This window comes from Kribbella sp. NPDC056861 (assembly GCF_040687575.1).
GTDB lineage: Bacteria > Actinomycetota > Actinomycetes > Propionibacteriales > Kribbellaceae > Kribbella.
Genome location: NZ_JBFBNQ010000001.1, coordinates 272,769 through 287,675, shown reverse-complemented (window position 1 = coordinate 287,675; position 14,907 = coordinate 272,769). Strand labels below are relative to the sequence as shown.

General features: G+C 66.8%; 13 protein-coding genes, 4 tRNA genes and 2 pseudogenes. 12 read left to right on the top strand and 7 right to left on the bottom strand.

Features of this window, described 5'->3' with window-relative positions:
* Window positions 1-3: 3 nt before the first annotated feature.
* Window positions 4-1,473 (top strand): glycosyltransferase family 39 protein, encoded by a 1,470-nt coding sequence (locus tag AB0P21_RS01235; RefSeq protein WP_363692819.1) that lies wholly within the window; start codon window positions 4-6, stop codon window positions 1,471-1,473.
* 53 nt (window positions 1,474-1,526) lie between these two features.
* Here the strand turns inward: AB0P21_RS01235 and AB0P21_RS01230 are convergent, their stop codons facing one another.
* Window positions 1,527-2,264 (bottom strand): recombinase family protein, encoded by a 738-nt coding sequence (locus tag AB0P21_RS01230; RefSeq protein WP_363694399.1) that lies wholly within the window; start codon window positions 2,262-2,264, stop codon window positions 1,527-1,529.
* Between the two features lie 459 nt (window positions 2,265-2,723).
* On the opposite strand from AB0P21_RS01230, the gene AB0P21_RS01225 reads away from it, so the two are divergent.
* The 4 genes from AB0P21_RS01225 to AB0P21_RS01210 all read left to right on the top strand — a co-directional run bounded on the left by AB0P21_RS01225 (window position 2,724) and on the right by AB0P21_RS01210 (window position 5,306).
* Window positions 2,724-3,461 (top strand): hypothetical protein, encoded by a 738-nt coding sequence (locus tag AB0P21_RS01225; RefSeq protein WP_363692818.1) that lies wholly within the window; start codon window positions 2,724-2,726, stop codon window positions 3,459-3,461.
* A gap of 482 nt (window positions 3,462-3,943) precedes the next feature.
* The gene (locus AB0P21_RS01220) at window positions 3,944-4,591 is read left to right on the top strand and encodes a hypothetical protein (protein ID WP_363692817.1); all 648 of its coding nucleotides are present in this window, start codon (window positions 3,944-3,946) and stop codon (window positions 4,589-4,591) included.
* Between the two features lie 38 nt (window positions 4,592-4,629).
* Complete coding sequence (locus tag AB0P21_RS01215) at window positions 4,630-4,902, top strand: hypothetical protein (protein ID WP_363692816.1); 273 nt, start codon at window positions 4,630-4,632, stop codon at window positions 4,900-4,902.
* 92 nt (window positions 4,903-4,994) lie between these two features.
* Entirely contained in the window at window positions 4,995-5,306 is a 312-nt protein-coding gene (locus tag AB0P21_RS01210) for a hypothetical protein (protein ID WP_363692815.1), read from the top strand.
* Here the strand turns inward: AB0P21_RS01210 and AB0P21_RS01205 are convergent.
* The 3 genes and pseudogenes from AB0P21_RS01205 to AB0P21_RS01195 all read right to left on the bottom strand — a co-directional run bounded on the left by AB0P21_RS01205 (window position 5,267) and on the right by AB0P21_RS01195 (window position 6,760).
* Window positions 5,267-5,848: a Tn3 family transposase gene (locus AB0P21_RS01205; RefSeq protein WP_363692814.1), complete on the bottom strand. Its 582-nt coding sequence runs from the start codon at window positions 5,846-5,848 to the stop codon at window positions 5,267-5,269. The genes AB0P21_RS01210 and AB0P21_RS01205 overlap by 40 nt on opposite strands.
* Before the next feature lie 49 nt (window positions 5,849-5,897).
* Window positions 5,898-6,308: pseudogene (locus tag AB0P21_RS01200) on the bottom strand (DUF4158 domain-containing protein); the annotation flags it as partial.
* Between the two features lie 380 nt (window positions 6,309-6,688).
* A tRNA-Val gene (locus AB0P21_RS01195) sits at window positions 6,689-6,760 on the bottom strand.
* A gap of 121 nt (window positions 6,761-6,881) precedes the next feature.
* Between AB0P21_RS01195 and AB0P21_RS01190 the strand changes: the two genes are divergently transcribed.
* Window positions 6,882-7,442, top strand: coding sequence for a CGNR zinc finger domain-containing protein (locus AB0P21_RS01190; RefSeq protein ID WP_363692813.1), 561 nt, complete (start codon window positions 6,882-6,884; stop codon window positions 7,440-7,442).
* Between the two features lie 51 nt (window positions 7,443-7,493).
* Here AB0P21_RS01190 and AB0P21_RS01185 read toward each other — a convergent pair whose 3' ends face one another.
* On the bottom strand, window positions 7,494-8,312 hold the full coding sequence (locus tag AB0P21_RS01185) for an aminotransferase class IV (RefSeq protein ID WP_363692812.1): 819 nt from the start codon (window positions 8,310-8,312) through the stop codon (window positions 7,494-7,496).
* Between the two features lie 192 nt (window positions 8,313-8,504).
* On the opposite strand from AB0P21_RS01185, the gene AB0P21_RS01180 reads away from it, so the two are divergent.
* From AB0P21_RS01180 to AB0P21_RS01170, 3 genes are all read left to right on the top strand, one after another.
* Window positions 8,505-8,577, top strand: a tRNA-Gly gene (locus tag AB0P21_RS01180).
* A 50-nt stretch (window positions 8,578-8,627) separates the two neighbouring features.
* A tRNA-Cys gene (locus AB0P21_RS01175) sits at window positions 8,628-8,698 on the top strand.
* A 30-nt stretch (window positions 8,699-8,728) separates the two neighbouring features.
* Window positions 8,729-8,800: transfer RNA gene (locus tag AB0P21_RS01170), tRNA-Val, on the top strand.
* A 159-nt stretch (window positions 8,801-8,959) separates the two neighbouring features.
* Here the strand turns inward: AB0P21_RS01170 and AB0P21_RS01165 are convergent.
* Window positions 8,960-9,442 carry a pyridoxamine 5'-phosphate oxidase family protein gene (locus tag AB0P21_RS01165; RefSeq protein WP_363692811.1) on the bottom strand — a complete coding sequence of 161 codons (483 nt, stop codon included), beginning with the start codon at window positions 9,440-9,442 and terminating at the stop codon, window positions 8,960-8,962.
* Window positions 9,443-9,534: 92 nt separating this feature from the next.
* On the opposite strand from AB0P21_RS01165, the gene AB0P21_RS01160 reads away from it, so the two are divergent.
* From AB0P21_RS01160 to AB0P21_RS01150, 3 genes and pseudogenes are all read left to right on the top strand, one after another.
* Window positions 9,535-10,659: a hypothetical protein gene (locus AB0P21_RS01160; protein ID WP_363692810.1), complete on the top strand. Its 1,125-nt coding sequence runs from the start codon at window positions 9,535-9,537 to the stop codon at window positions 10,657-10,659.
* Window positions 10,660-10,677: 18 nt separating this feature from the next.
* Window positions 10,678-10,965 (top strand): annotated as a pseudogene (locus tag AB0P21_RS01155) (discoidin domain-containing protein); the annotation flags it as partial.
* An 11-nt stretch (window positions 10,966-10,976) separates the two neighbouring features.
* A complete protein-coding gene (locus AB0P21_RS01150; RefSeq protein ID WP_363692809.1) occupies window positions 10,977-11,561 on the top strand; it encodes a helix-turn-helix domain-containing protein in 585 nt (194 codons plus the stop codon).
* Here AB0P21_RS01150 and AB0P21_RS01145 read toward each other — a convergent pair.
* Complete coding sequence (locus AB0P21_RS01145; RefSeq protein ID WP_363692808.1) at window positions 11,554-14,856, bottom strand: RICIN domain-containing protein; 3,303 nt, start codon at window positions 14,854-14,856, stop codon at window positions 11,554-11,556. The two genes, AB0P21_RS01150 and AB0P21_RS01145, sit on opposite strands and share 8 nt — an antisense overlap.
* Window positions 14,857-14,907 lie beyond the last annotated feature (51 nt).

The following is a 14,907-nucleotide window of genomic DNA, read 5'->3' as shown; positions in this document are numbered from 1 at the left end:
GCCATGGAGCGACCTGGGGTGCGGTTCGCGACCCGGCCGGTGGTCGGCGTCGCGGCGGTGCTGGCCGTAGTACTGACAGCTTTGTCGGGACGGTACGGGTTCCATCGCGACGAGCTCTACTTCCTGGCCGCGGCCGACCACCTCGCCTGGGGTTACATCGATCAGCCGCCGCTCACCCCGCTGCTGGTCCGCGTCTCGACCGGCATCTTCGGCGCGACCCCGATGGGCATCCGGGTGCTGTCCACACTCGCCAGCGCGGCCACCGTGGTCGTGATCGCGCTGATCGCCCGCGAATTCGGCGCCGGCCGCCGTGCGCAGGTCCTGGCAGCGATCTGCGCCGCGGTGTCGGGCTTCCTGTTGGGAGTAGGGCACCTGGCGTCGACTGCGACGTACGACCTGCTCGCGTGGATGGGCGTAGCGCTGCTGGCGATCAAGCTCCTCCGCACCGGCAACGGCCGCTGGTGGGTGGCGATCGGGCTGGTCTCCGGCATCGCGCTGCAGAACAAGTACCTGGTGGTGCTGCCCTTGGCCGCACTGTTGATCGCAGTACTGGTTGTGGGCCCTCGCGCCGTACTACGCACCTGGTGGCTCCCCGCCGGCGTCGTACTCGCCGCCGCCATCGCCACCCCGAATCTGCTCTGGCAGGCGGCCCATGACTGGCCCCAACTCACCGTCGCCGGCGGCATCAGCGAGGACGACGGCACCGAGAACCGGATCATGTTCATCCCGCTGCAGATCCTGCAGCTGTCACCTTTCCTGGTCCCCCTCTGGGTGGTCGGCTTCCGCCACCTCTGGCGCACCCCGTGGTCGCGCCCTGTCGCTCTCGCCTACCCGATCCTCTGCGTCGTCGTGCTGGCCCTGGGCGGCAAGTCGTACTACGCCCTGCCGCTACTCCTGGTTCTGGTAGCCGCCGGGGCCCAACCAGTCGTCGACTGGCTGACCACCTTCAGACGCCGCGTGCTGCTGTCAGTCGGTCTGGTGCTGACCGCCCTGACCTCAGCCCTCTTCACCCTCCCGGTCCTCCCCGCCTCTGCAGTCAACTTCGTCCTCCCCGTCAACAAGGAACAAGGCGAACAGATCGGCTGGCCCGAACTGGTCTCCGCCGTCGCCACTGCCTGGCAGCAGATCCCCGCACCTCAACAAGCCCGGGCAGTCATCCTGACCACCAACTACGGCCAAGCCGGCGCGCTTACGCAGTACGGTCCGCGTCATGGTCTCCCCCAGCCCTACTCCAACCACATGAGCTTCCACGACTGGTCCCACCCCAGCGACATGCAGGACGGCCCCGTGCTCCTGGTCGAGCAGACCCGAAACCAGAGCTACGAAGCCCACTTCACCTATTGCAGAGAAGTGGGGAAGGTAGACAACGGCGTCGGCGCGGACAACGAGGAACAAGGCACCGCCATAGTCCTCTGCAACGGCACCACAGCTCCGTGGTCGACCCTCTGGCCTGGTCTTCGCCGGTTCTATTAGGCCCGGAACCCCCGAATATGTCCCCAGGGGCAAAGTAGTGCCCCCGTGCTGGGCTAGCGGGGTGGCTCGGCTAGTGCGCGGTAGAGGGAGGCGACTGAGGGGTGCTGACCGGCGTTCTTCCTGGCCGCGATGGTGAGTTTCTGGGCGATGTCGCCGATCGGTGTTCCGCGGTCGCGTAGGGCTCTGGCGAAGACGAGCATGTCATCGTCGATGACCTTCGGTCGGCCTCCGTGGTTGCCTTGGCTGGCTGCGAGTTGTTGACCTTCGAGGGTTTTCTCGCGGATGTAGTTGCGGTCGAGTTGGGCTGCGACCGCGCACACGGCGAACAGCATGGCGCCCATGCCGTTCGGGTCGTACACGCCGGTCAACGGCCCGGTCAGCAGCTCGAGGCCGATCCCACCGGCTTGCAGTTGCGCCGATAGCACCATCAGCTCGGCCGCGTTGCGGGCCAGCCGTTCCATCTCGTGCACGGTGACGAACACTGACTGGTCGGGCGCGGCCTGTTCGATGTCGTGGGCCGGCACGAGGGCCTTCTCCAGTTCGGGCCGGATCTTGACCCTGGTGCTGATCTTCTCGGAGAACACCCGTGTGCAGTGTGCCCGTTCAAGGGCGTCGAGCTGAGTCTGGAGTTCCTGCTGGGCTGTTGAGCAGCGGGCGTAGCCGATCCGGATCGGTACGCCAGTGCTGTCCGGCGCGGCCGATACGACCGCCGGTCCTTGCCGCCACGGCGTACCGGGCCGGCGGCCCGCGGGCACCGGGACTGCGAGCTCTTCGCGGAGTGCGGGGACCATCACGAACCGGGCGCTGTGGTACTTCGCCGCGGGTGCGGCAGGCGCTGCCGGGTGGCACGTCGCAGTTCGGGCGCTGGTGGCGCTCGACTGAGGCGGCGGCCTGGTCGGGGGTCGGTTCTATCCCGGAAGTCTCGCAGAACTGATTCTCAGAATCGGGAGGTTGTCACAGATGTTTTGCGAATACCGTCAGGCGTGGTTCCGGCCCGGATCGGGCGTGTTCGCAGAGGTCTCACAACTGACCATTCATGCGACACTCCGGTCCGGCGGAAACTGTCGGAGCGGCCTCTTACGCTTCGTGACATGTCGCGATCAAGCAGTAACCGCGAGCAGCCGGGGCAGCTTCGCCGGCGGACGAAGCCGGCTACCGGGCAGGTCGAACTGCCGCCTAGGTCGGCACGGCCGGCCCGGGGCAGATATGCACCCGGCGCGGTTGACTTCTCTCTCGACCAAGTAAGACCGATGCTGTACGGGGCCAACCCAGAGCAGTTGCCGATCATGGGGCTCCCGTTTTGGTACCTGTTGATCGCCGACGATAAACCGGCCAATCACTGCCTGGATGCGGCGCTGACGCTGCAGACGGCCTACGCGATGGACGGGATCGACGCCGTGCCGGCACCGGCCGAGCTCGCTGTGCCCGCCCAAGACGGTGGCACCACGCTCTACAGCAACCCGGATCCGCGGATCGAGGACGACTTGCTGATCGGGCATGCCGGGCTGTGGCTGCCCCAGTCCCAGCGGTTCGTCGACTCGACGGTGCAACAGTTTCCCGAGCTGCGAGAGCTCAATCCGACCCCGGTGTTTCTCCCCTGCCAGCACGACTGGGACGACCTGCTCGGCCACGCTGTCGGTGCGATCTGCGGCCGCACGCAGATCCTCTACCGATTCTTCCGACTCGACGTCCTCGACGATGCCGTTACCTCCACGCGTCGCCGAAGCGAGGAGCTGCACCCAGGCGGGCATTTCCGTAACGGAGTGAACCTCGCAACGAACTTCCTCGATCTCCTGCGCCGCGACCCCGACCATCGCGCAAAGGTGCTCAAAGGCCACTACCCGGAACTGATCCGTCTGGTGACACTGGTCGGCGACGACGAGATCTTCGGGGCCGAAGACGACAATCTGCGGATCCGCCGCGCCGACGGCCGGGCGGTGCTGCTCGACGAACTCGCCGCGAGGGCCGCCATCGTGGTGGCTGGGTAGCTCGCGGCGGCTCGTCTCCGACGAGTTCGTTGCCGGGTGCAACGACGTCGAGGGATTCGCGCTCAGGAGATGTTGGGGTCATGGTGAGCCCTGCGCGAGATTGGAGGTTGTTGCAGTCCGCAGCTCCTTCCGGTGCATATTCGCTGCTCCTGGCTTCGAAGGGCCGGTGGCCCGTTCGCCGCCGGATTTTCGCCCACGGGAGGTAACTGATGGAGGCCAGAAGGATGGCATTGGCTGTTCTGACAGCCGTGTTGACGTCGGCGTCGTTCGCGACGTCGGCGGTTGCAAGACCTACGAAGACAGACTTATCTGCGGCAGAACAGCCACCGGCTAGCTGCTCTGCGGAAGCGCAGGAGTCCGGTGAGTGCATCGGCTGGACCGGCGGGAAGGACGCAGATCCTTTCGCGGCAGCGATCGCCAGCTCACTGCGCCTCGGAAAGGTCGAGGTCGCCCGGAAGTTCTTCGCCAACCACCGATCCAAGATGACCACCAGCGCGCACAGCCTGATCGGCCAGGCATTCACGGTCGCAGCGAAAGAAGGAACCGACGCAGCCGCCGATGTCCTTCAACCGCTCGTGTTCCCCGTCGAAGGGCAGCCCGCCACCGGCACCGTTGTTCCTCGAAGCCCACAGGCGTCCCAGATCGACAACGGCGAGTCGAAAGCGACCGGCTACTACACCTGGGTCCTGCACGGCTCGACTACGACCCTGATCTACTACGGGTACGTCGACAGCTCCGGCTCGCACACGCTGGGCGCGATGACGTCCGACCTCGAGGCACACACCCTTTTCGAGGAGGATGGCGCCCACATCTACCAATACATCCGGCGCTCAACTGGGCCCACGAACTACATGTCCAGCGCCTCGGTGAAGATCTACCAGGACGTCACCCTCGGCTCAGACCCGCTGAAATCCACAGTGCCCGGCTGCACGGCCGCCGGCTACACCCTGGACTGCAACCAGTACAACCACCCCTCAATGACTACCGGGAACTGGTACTACTTCCGAATCAACTGGACCAACAACCCGGGCGGCGGGTACCCCACCTCCAAGGTCCAGGTCGAAACGCGGCGCTGGAAGGTGGCAACTGCCTCGAACTGGCAGTTCCTGGCCTACCAAAACGGCGGCTGACCATCAGCCCGTCGGATCTTCACTGAAACGGCCACCGAATGACTGACTCCGAAGAAATCGCGAAGGCCGAGCGGATCCGCCTGCAGTGCCTCGAGGCGATCTTGGTGGGAGTGCAGAACCGTGCCAGGATTCTGAAGATCGTCGGCGATTCCGACACGCCAGACGATGCGGCGGGAGAGATCGAACGACTCTTCGGTCTGTCGGCCGAACACGCACGGGCGGTGCTCGAGCTGCAGTTCGCCAGGATGACGCGCTCGAGTGTGGCTCGTATCGAGGAAGACCGACCGCAGATCCGCAGATTTCTGACGTGAGCCCCCACCGACAGATGCGCCCGGCCGCAGTGGCCGGGCGCATCTGTCGGTGGATCTTTCAGCGGGCATCGGGCTGTCTACAATCTGGAGGTATGACCGACCAGCACAGCAAGCAGCCCGCCGACGAGGCCGACACGGACTGGCGGACCGAAGGGCTGGGCTGGGCAGGAACCGCCGGAGCGGACGTGATTGCGGCGACGGTCCACAGCGCACTGCTCGCGGATCGTTGTCGGGATGCGCGCGAGTTCGCGGAGCAGCACGCGGCTGCGACATCGCCGGTGGCCCGGACTCTGATTGCCGAAGCCTTCGCCGTCGAAGCGACTCAGGGTGCCGCAGCCGCCGCCCGCGTACTTGCTCCTCTTGTCTATCCAGATCCTTCGCCAGGCACGCCAGCGCCGGCCTGAGCACCACCGGTCAAACCAGGGTCGGTTCGATCCGACTCGGCAACTATTCGGCGGCCACCACGGCTGTTTCCGGCCTGGGTGTGCCGCCGTTGGGCAGGTGGGTGGAGGTCGATGCGGGTTTCCATGTCGAGGTGGAAGCGGCCGTAGGGGTTGATGTGGGTCCAGAACAGCGGGGATAGCCCGCGGCGGTCATCTGTGTTGAGCAGGTCGTGGAAGTCGGGGTCCTCGAGGACGGCCTGGAGCAGCAGCGTGTTGACGTGGCCGAGCGCGGATTGGAGCAGGTGCAGGGCGAGCATGGAGACCTCGGCGTGCTCGCGGTCGGGGCCGGTGAGGTCACCGTCTTTGCCGTAGAAGATGACAGTGTTGCCGGAGTTCCAGTTCTCCACCACTCGCAGGCCGCCGTGGATTTCGCGGCGCAGTTGTTCGGAGGCGAGGTAGTCGCAGGCGAAGGTCGTGCGTACGGCGCGGCCGAGTTCTTCCAGCGCGGCGTAGGTGCGGTGTTTGGGACCGCCGCAGCTCGACCGGACATACCTCGGTGGCAAGCCAATCGGCGAACTTGTCCTCGTCGGCCCGCGTGAACTCGCGAAACCCGAACAGCTCGCGAATCTGCGCACGGTGGTACTTGATCGTCCGTCCCGACCAGGAGTACTCGCCGAACACACCAGGATCGAGCCGCAATTGCTCAGCCACGTACACCACCGCCGCCAGCGGCAACTCATCGTTGCTGACCGGGAACCTTGCCTTGATCTCGAAAAACTTCAGCACCAACGCGAACCCGAGCCTGGTCGGCCCTGACTTGTTACCCACCAGCCGCCAGTCCTCATCAACCAGCGTCCACGAACCAACCAGATCCTCGCTCGACCACTCAGCACGCACGACGACGAACCGTAGAGACCCACGACCCCGACACGCCAGGCCCGACCGGAATTGTCCTCTGGCTACATCGCCCCCTGGGGACACGTTCGGGAGTTCCGGGCCTACTAGAGCGTTGCTGGTCGCCATCGATGATGGCCGACAGCCGCGGCGCATGGCCGGTTGCTGGCCCAGAGCTTCGACGCCGTGGCCTGGTAAGGCGTGAACATGCCGCCCGGGCGACCGGTCGAGCCGGTGATCGGAGTCCTCGCGGCTCAGCCGGGCAGGCGGCTGCTGAGCTTGCGTCTCCGCGTGCAAGCCTCGCGCGTCGACTCCCCGGCGAAGGCTCTGCCCCGACGGCAGTAGGCCTGCCGCGCCCGGGCACCAGCCCGCGACGTAGGAGCGGCACCAAGGGTGGGTGGGAGCACCCAGAGCTGGGAGCGACGGAGGAGCGAGCGGGCGGCGGGTGCGCGGGCGTCGTACAGAAGCAGAAAAGCCGGTTCCTGGGGAACCGGCTTCGGGATCTCGGGTGGGCGATACTGGGTTCGAACCAGTGACCTCTTCGGTGTGAACGAAGCGCGCTACCACTGCGCCAATCGCCCGGATCTGCTGCGTCGTACTGTGTTGCGGGTGAAACCATAGCGCATTGATCCGCGACGTACGAATCGGGCCGGGCTACTCTTGTTGGCAAGACGGAGACCCCGTCGCGTTGGAGACGTGATTGTGACTTTCTCGCACGACACCGAGCACGCGCTCGGCACGCTGGTTCGGCTGGTGAACACGCTGCCCGGGCCGAACAGCCAGGTCGACACGATGGAATCGCTCGAGGACCTGGAGAAGTTCGTCCATGAGCGCGAGTTCAGCGCGGTGGGCAATCTGACCGAGACCGATCTGCAGGACGTCCGGGGACTGCGGCCGCTGTTCGCGCCGGTGTTCACGACGGCGTCGGACGCCGAGGCGGCGGCGATGATCAACGCGATCGTCGCCAGCGGCACCACCACGCCCCGGCTGACCAACCACGACGGTCACCCGTGGCACATCCATTATTCGCGGGACGGTTCGTCGCTGCGCTGCCGGATCACGGTCGAGTGCGGGATCGCGCTCGCCCAGGTGATCTCGGCGGGCGAGCGCGAGCGGTTGCGCCGCTGTGAGGCGCCGGACTGCGACGACGCCCTGATCGATCTGTCCCGGAACCGCTCCAAGCGGTACTGCGACGCGCGCACCTGCGGCAACCGGCTGCACGTCGCGGCCTACCGCGAACGCCGCAAGTCCGCCGGCGAGTAGACGCACGAAAGTGTCCGGAGTCCCTCGGGGCTCCGGACACTTTCGTTCTGCCTACGGGTCGAGGTCGTCCGCGGAACGCTCGGCGAAGACCTTCGCCACGGCAGTGGTCACCTCACCCGGTACTGCGAGCTCGCGGTCGTCCGCCCGGCGGATCGCCTGGACGTCGCGCGTGGTCGACGTGAGGAAGATCTCATCCGCCTCAGCCAGCCGGGCCAGCGGCACATCCCGCTCGACCCCGCCGAACCACGCCAGCACCAGAGCGCGAGTCACGCCGGCCAGCGCGCCCGACTGCAGCGTCGGCGTGACGAGCTCGCCGTCGAACACGCAGAAGATGTTCGTCCCGGTGCCCTCGCACAGGTCGCCGACGGTGTTCGCGAAGATCGCCTCGCTGCCGCCGCGCTCCTTGGCGTAGGCGAGCGCGCGGACGTTCTCGGCGTACGACGTGGTCTTGAGGCCGGCGACCGCGCTGCGCTCGTTCCGCACCCAGGGGACGGTCACGATCGCCGAGGTCGGGGCGGGGTGCTCGATCGCCTCGGCCGCGATCACGAGCGTCGATCCGCCGGTACCGCGATCTGACGACAGCGGCGAGACTCCCCCGGTGTAGGTGATCCGCAGCCGGCCGAACGCGATGTCCGGATCAGCCTTCACCACTGTCGCGATCCCGTCCCGGACCATCGCCAGGTCGGGCGCCGGCAGACCCAGGCCGGTCGCCGAGGCGACCAGACGGTCGAGGTGCCGGGTGACCGCGAACGGCTGGCCGTCCACGATCTTCAGGGTCTCGAAGACCCCGTCGCCCGTGGTCAGGCCGTGGTCCAGCGGCGAGACGGCGGCGGATTCGTCACCGAGAGCGCCGTTCAGCCAGATGATCATTCGTGCTCCTTCCAACCGGAGACACCTTATGCCGAAGGCGTTTCAGCCTCCGCCACAACGCTCTCCGCAACGCCCGTCAGTGACCGTCCGATGACCATTGGTGGACCGGAAGGGGACCCCCGTTTTTGAACTCTGGCGCAGGTGCGCTAATGTTCTTCTCGCACCGAGGGGAACGAAAAACCCGGTTGCAACGCGAACGTAGCTCAGTTGGTAGAGCGCAACCTTGCCAAGGTTGAGGTCGCCGGTTCGAACCCGGTCGTTCGCTCGGAGAGGGCCATTTCTTGGTCATGGAGTCGTAGGCCAGCATTCTCTTTTGGTGGAGTGGCCGAGAGGCGAGGCAACGGCCTGCAAAGCCGTGTACACGGGTTCGAATCCCGTCTCCACCTCGAACACCCTGACCTGAGCACCACCTGCTTGGACGATTGGCGCAGCGGTAGCGCGCTTCCCTGACACGGAAGAGGTCACTGGTTCGATCCCAGTATCGTCCACGAGAGCGATGAGCGACCTGTGTCCGCCGGAATAAGGCGGACCGGGTCGCTCTCGTCATTTGTGCAGCTTTGCTTCGCTCGCTGCGGGCGGGGGCTTCGCCACCCGCACCCCCTTGTCTGGGGTTGATGCTGCTTGTGGTGGAAAAGCTGATGCTGACGCTAGATGGTCAGCCATTCGCTGCCCCGCATGATGTCTCTCGCGGCGATCTCATTTACTTCGCGCCAGGCTTGGATTCGGGTTGGGGTTACGCGGAAGTAGGGGTAGTTGGAGGCTCGGGGGTCGAAGCCTGTTTTCTCTGCGAAGGCGTCGGTCAGGTCGTCAGGTAGGTCGTCGACCACTGCGGACGTGCCGGTGATCAGTACTACGTCTCGGGTTTCACCTATCGATAGGTGTACCTGGGGATTGGCCACCAGGTTCAGGGCGGTCGGGTTCTTGCGGGCTGTCGACAGGAGGAGTGTGCCTTCGGTCCACAGGAAGCTCAGCGGCATCAGGTACGGCGTACCGTCGGCTGAGGCTGTGGCCACCCAGGCGTCGATGTCTGTTTCCAGGCGGTGCAGGGTGTCTGCTTTGCGGGTCTCGGCGGGGCGGGGTGCGGGTGGGACATCGGGTGGATCCTTCGGGTCGGGGGGTGGCCGGTTCATGCCATCGGCGGTCGCGGGTGGTTGTGAGAGCTAGTTTCGCGCGCAGGGGGTCCGGGGTTCTCCGGATGAGCGCGGCTGGCCTGGGGGTTGGTATGCGGATACAGAGATACTTCGTACCGTTCGTTGTCGTGGTGGTGATGCTGGCCGTGGCCGGGATCTTCCACCAGGGCGGTCGAAGCCCGGACACCCCTACCGCGGCGCCGGCCGGGTTCGTGTACCGGCAGGGATCGCAGCTGATGCTCAACGGGCAGCAGTACAAGTTCGCGGGGCTGAACGCGTCCTCCTGGTTCGGGTGCTGGACCGGGGAGAAGGAGGCGACCACCGACGCCGACCTCGATCGGTACTTCCGGGAGCTGAACCCGCGGTCGATGACTCGGGTCTGGCACTATCCCGGGCGGCAGGATCTCGGCCTGATGCGCAGGATAGAGGCTGCCGCGGCGCGGTACGGGCAGTTCCTGATGGTCACCCTCACCGACGGGAACGACGGCGGTAGCCAGTGCGGCGGGCTGCCGCTGAACTACGCCGACCCCGCTCCCCTGATCGCCCATGCCCGAGCGGTGGTTGCACCGTTCGCCACCAGCGCCGCCATCGCGGTCTGGGAGGTCTGCAACGGGTGTTCGGTGGAGCCTGGTCTGACCAAGTCCTGGTACCGGGCCGTCACCGACGAGATCAAGCGGCTGTCGCCGAACACGCTGGTCGCGCTCGGCGCGTCCTGCCATCGCGGTCAGGCACTCTTCGAGGACTGCCTGAGCACCAACGACCTGCCGGGCAACGACCTGATCGGATTCCAGGAGTTCGACGACGACGGCGGTGACGCGTCGCACTGGGCCGACGAGACCGCACAGCTCGCCGACGACCTGGAGAAGCCCGCTTACATCAGCGCGACCGGGGTGGCCAACAACGGCGGCGACTGCGGCTCCTACGCCTGCAACGTGACCCAGATGATCGAGGAATTCGACTCCTACCTGGCCGACACCGAGTTCGCGGGTGTGCTCTGGTGGGGCTTCAAGTGGACCCGCGACGACCTGGTCACCGTCACCCTGGGGAACCCGTACTGGCCGGCGATGTCGGCGTACCGGCACCCCTACAACGGAGGCGGCCTGTCACCGCCGACCTCGACGAACTTGTTGTCCCAGAAGAAGCCGGTGACCGCGTCAACCGTTTACCCGGGCTTCGCGGCCGCCAACGCCGTCGACGGCAACAGCAGCACCCGGTAGTCCAGCGACTACGCGGACCCGCAGTGGATCCAGGTCGACCTCGGCACGAAGTACCGGATCGCCCGGGTGGAGCTGACCTGGCAGGTTGCCTACGGCAAGCGCTACCAGATCCAGACCTCGCTCGACGGCGTCACCTGGAAGGTGGCCGGCGGCACCATGACCAGCAACGGCGAAGCGGACCAGCTGACCGTCAACGGGTTCGGCCGGTACGTCCGGATGTTCGGCATCAAACGCGGTAGCCCGTTCGGCTACTCCCTCTTCGAGTTCAAGGTCTACGGCGGCCCGGTGGCCGCCGCGGCCAAGTAGCCGGTACGCCGATGCTGCGGATCCGCTTCACCACCCTCGACCTGGCCACCACGACAGTCTCGGTGGCCCCCTGCTGGCCCTCCGGTACGACGCCCGTCGGCGCCGTACCCCTAGCCGGTACCGATGACATCGATCGGCTGCTCGCCGAGCTTCACCCCCGGGTGCGCTGGACCTCACCTGTCCTGCAGGTGCTCGACCTCGACGGTCCCGACCTCGCACTGGCCGGCCGCGGTCTCAGGCTGCAGCTCTACGGCTTCCGCTGGCAGGCCCCGGCGCCGCTCCGGGATCCGGCCCACCCTCCGGTGCTAGGAGTTCCGATCCCGCGGCCGACCACGCAACTACCACCAGTAGGCAACCGGGACGCGCTGGTCTCTCTGCTGGGCACGACCAGAGCGGCGGCGTTGGAAGCCTGCTTCGGTGGCTGCACGTCGACCGGCCTGGCGAAGCGTTGCAGTGTGAGTATCGGCGCCGCCAGCTACCACGCCGCCGTACTCCGCAAGTCCGGGCTGATCACCACCCGCCGTACTGGGTCATCGGTCCTGCACGAGGTCACGCCTCTCGGCTTCCGCCTGCTCATCGGCGGACTCCTCAGTTAGGCAGCGGCGCGTACTTGTCGAGCTTCCACCGCTGACAGGGACCGTTCCAGTACGTCCAGATGATCAGGTCGGACCCCTGCTCGCTGCGGCAGCCCGCGACGTCGAGGGTCTTGCCTGTCGTCGTCTGCAGGATGCTCCAGGTGCCGCCCGCGGCCGGCTCGACCCGCCAGCGCTGGCATGCCGTGTCATTGGCGGTCCACAGCTGCACCACCGCCAGGTTGTCGCGCGAGCAGCCCTGCACGTCCATCGCCTTGCCGGTACTGGAATCAACGATCTGGTAGGTGCTGTCCCCCAGCGGCTTGAACTTCCACCGCTGACACCGCGTGCTCGTGCTCCACTTCCACAGCCGCATGTCGGCGCCGTCGGCGTTCGCACAGCTCGTGACGTCCACGACGTTGCCGCCGTTGACCAGGCTGATCCGGTAGGTGTCATTGAGCTGCGGAGTGTGGACGGCCGGCCGCAGGATCCACTCCTGGCTGCCGGACGGGTTGCAGCTCTGCTGGACCACAGGAACGGCATCTCCCGCTCCAGCGCCCTGTACGCCCATGCACTTGCCGCTGTTGGCGAACCTGAGCCGTACGACGGTGTCCAGCCCCGCACCCTCGACGGACGAAAGCATCAGCTGCTGACGTGCGGTGTTCAGGCACGGCTGCTGGAGGACCGGCGTCCCCTCTTGCGACGCCTGGCCACTGGCCGAGACGCAACGCGCCCTGCCGTCAAAGGACTCCCCATCATTGTGGGTCGGGTGAATCAGGTACTGCCCGGTGCCTGCGATCTCCTCAAGCTGGAACCGCTGCTGCAGCGTCCCGGCGCAGGTCTGCTGGTCAATGACCACACTGTCGCCCTGACCGCCGCCGCGGACCTGCAGGCAACGCCTGCTGTGCCTGGCGACCAGTTCGTAGCCACGATGCTCGATGTCGAAGCTCGGTCCGGTGACGGCACCGACCTGTGGCCCGCTCCAGTTCAACTGCGGCGCCTCGAAGGCGGAGCCTGTCGATCGGAGGGTGAAGATGTCCCGCCCGCCGCCGTCGGTGGCATCCACCACGGCGACATCGTCCTTGCCGTCACCGCTGAAGTCCCCAGTGCTCAGCACCACGTCGCTGGCGTCGAACTTCCCAGGCGTGCGCCACCACTGCGTCCGGGTCCCGGTCGCGGAGAAGACCCAGATCGCGGCGTCGTCGTCACCGTTGTCGTAGCTGGTGACGAGGTCGTCCTTGCCGTCACCAGTGACGTCACCGACCGTCGCCTTGCTCCGGCTCAGACAGTAGGCGCCCGCACCGCTGTCATGCAGCCGTACTGCGCTACTGGCGAAGGCAGTGCCGCTCGACCGATAGACGTCGACCGCAGTACGGCAACCGCCGAGCTCCCGCATCACCACCAGGTCGTCCTTGCCGTCCCCATCGGTGTCGGCGAGCACCGGCGCCGTGTCGACCCAGGTGCCGCCCGCGGTCGTCGTACGCAGCCACTCCCCTGGTAGATCGAGCCGGCCGCCCGCGAACACCATCGCTCGCCACGTGCCGTCCCCGGCGTCCACCTGGACCAGCAGATCGCTCTTGCCGTCCCCAGTCACATCACCTGAGCTCATCCGCGACGAACTCAACGTCCACCCGGTACTACGCCACGCAGCCGTCTCGGCCAGCTCGTACCGATTGCCGTCGGACTTCAGCACGTACAAGGCCAGCTGCCGCCCAGCCTCTTCCCGGAACAGCGTCACGTCCGCGCGGCCGTCTCCATCGAAGTCACCTTGCAGCGGCCTGGTCCGCTGCAGCGCGAACCCGCCCTGCTCACCAGAATCCCAGCCGACCGTCCCCTGACCGCCCACGACGTTCCAGACCGCAGTCCGGCCGTTGCCCTGATTCAGAACAGCCTGTACGTCGGCCTTGCCGTCGCCGTTGACGTCCCCGCGGACAGCGGGCTTGGCCGGTCCGGAGAGCGCCCGCAGATCCCAGGCCGGCGTCAGCTCGCTGACATTGCCCGCCTTGTCCACCGCGTTCACATACAGCCGCCGGGCCAGTACGCCGGTCTGCGGATCCGGATGCAGGGTCAGCGGGATCCGGGCCACTCCATCGGCTCCGGCCGGGATCCGCTGACCGATCCGGTCCTGCAGAAACCCGTAGCCGAAGGCAACTACATCGGGATCCTGCGCCCGAACGGTGACGTAGCCGACCGTCCGGGCCGGGATGACCGGTTCGCCGTCCGGGTAGTCGGTGGACTCGAGCGCCGGCACCTGCGGGCCCACCTCGTCGATGACGAAGTAGCACTTCTCGCTGGCCGGTCCGAGGTGGATCCCGTCGTCGAAACGGTCGTCGCTGCGGGCCCGGTAGTAGTACGTGACTCCGGGCTGCAGCTGACCGGCCGGGACGGCCGGCCAGCTGAAGGCGGCGCCGGAGGTCGTCAGGCTGGAGTCCACCTCGTACTGGATCGACTCGTCGGCCCGCACGATCGACAACCGGGTGGTGACGTTGCCCTCGTCGGGGTCACTGCCGACCGCGGCGAAGCTCGGCTGCCGGCTGCTGATCACGGTGGGAACCGCCTGGGTCCCGCACGGACGGGGGTTGCTGAAGTTCGGCCGCACCGGCGGGCGAGGGAGCCGGTTGAACTTGATCACCAGCTGTGCCGTGGCGGGCAGGAACTCCTTCCACTGGTTCGTGTCGCCTTCGTTCGGTGCCCGGAGCCCGAGCGCGATCGCGTCGCCCGCGGAGTTGGCCACGTTCTGGACCACCTGGCGCAGCGCACCGGAGGCGAACCCCATGCTCCAGTCCGGCTGGTCGTCGGCGGCGTTGCCGGTGCCGGTCGCCAGCTTCCGCAGCCAGTGGTCGCCGGAGTTGTTCCAGGTCAGCGATCGGTCCGGGTCGATCGTCTGGGTGTGCCACAGATCGGTCGGCGTCGGCATGTGGGTCCTGCTGCGATCCAGCACCACCTGGAACTGCGCGTCGGTGACCATCGCGCCGGCGATCGACCGCAGGTCGAACTGGAAGAACGACCTGAACATGTCGTCGTCGTCCGGGACCTTGCCGACCACCGCACGCTCGCGGGCAGTCGTCCAGTACGACGTATCGCCGTTGTCCCTGTTCACCTTTGTCCACCGGTAGGCGGCCGAAGAGGTGTCAGCCATCACTGTGAGCGTCTCGGTGCCCGACAGGTCCGCTGCGGTACCGGCGTGCGTGGACACGTGGCCGGCCGCTGGGACCGGCGCGGCCACCGCTACCAGGGCCGCCGCAATCAAGGCGAGGACGAGTGGCAGGCGAACCCGACCCCCATGGCCCCGGCCCACGCTCGAAGTCGTCGCCGTCATCTGCGCACGATGACACGGCGGGGCGGGCCCGATCGACCGGTTTCAAGGGTG

Excerpts from the sequence above, each read along its gene's own strand:
- AB0P21_RS01235 (WP_363692819.1), top strand. The coding sequence starts at position 4 with ATGGAGCGACCTGGGGTGCGGTTCGCGACCCGGCCGGTGGTCGGCGTC.
- AB0P21_RS01230 (WP_363694399.1), bottom strand. The coding sequence starts at position 2,264 with ATGGTCCCCGCACTCCGCGAAGAGCTCGCAGTCCCGGTGCCCGCGGGC.
- AB0P21_RS01225 (WP_363692818.1), top strand. The coding sequence starts at position 2,724 with ATGCTGTACGGGGCCAACCCAGAGCAGTTGCCGATCATGGGGCTCCCG.
- AB0P21_RS01220 (WP_363692817.1), top strand. The coding sequence starts at position 3,944 with ATGACCACCAGCGCGCACAGCCTGATCGGCCAGGCATTCACGGTCGCA.
- AB0P21_RS01215 (WP_363692816.1), top strand. The coding sequence starts at position 4,630 with ATGACTGACTCCGAAGAAATCGCGAAGGCCGAGCGGATCCGCCTGCAG.
- AB0P21_RS01210 (WP_363692815.1), top strand. The coding sequence starts at position 4,995 with ATGACCGACCAGCACAGCAAGCAGCCCGCCGACGAGGCCGACACGGAC.
- AB0P21_RS01185 (WP_363692812.1), bottom strand. The coding sequence starts at position 8,312 with ATGATCATCTGGCTGAACGGCGCTCTCGGTGACGAATCCGCCGCCGTC.
- AB0P21_RS01165 (WP_363692811.1), bottom strand. The coding sequence starts at position 9,442 with ATGAACCGGCCACCCCCCGACCCGAAGGATCCACCCGATGTCCCACCC.
- AB0P21_RS01160 (WP_363692810.1), top strand. The coding sequence starts at position 9,535 with ATGCGGATACAGAGATACTTCGTACCGTTCGTTGTCGTGGTGGTGATG.
- AB0P21_RS01150 (WP_363692809.1), top strand. The coding sequence starts at position 10,977 with ATGCTGCGGATCCGCTTCACCACCCTCGACCTGGCCACCACGACAGTC.
- AB0P21_RS01145 (WP_363692808.1), bottom strand. The coding sequence starts at position 14,856 with ATGACGGCGACGACTTCGAGCGTGGGCCGGGGCCATGGGGGTCGGGTT.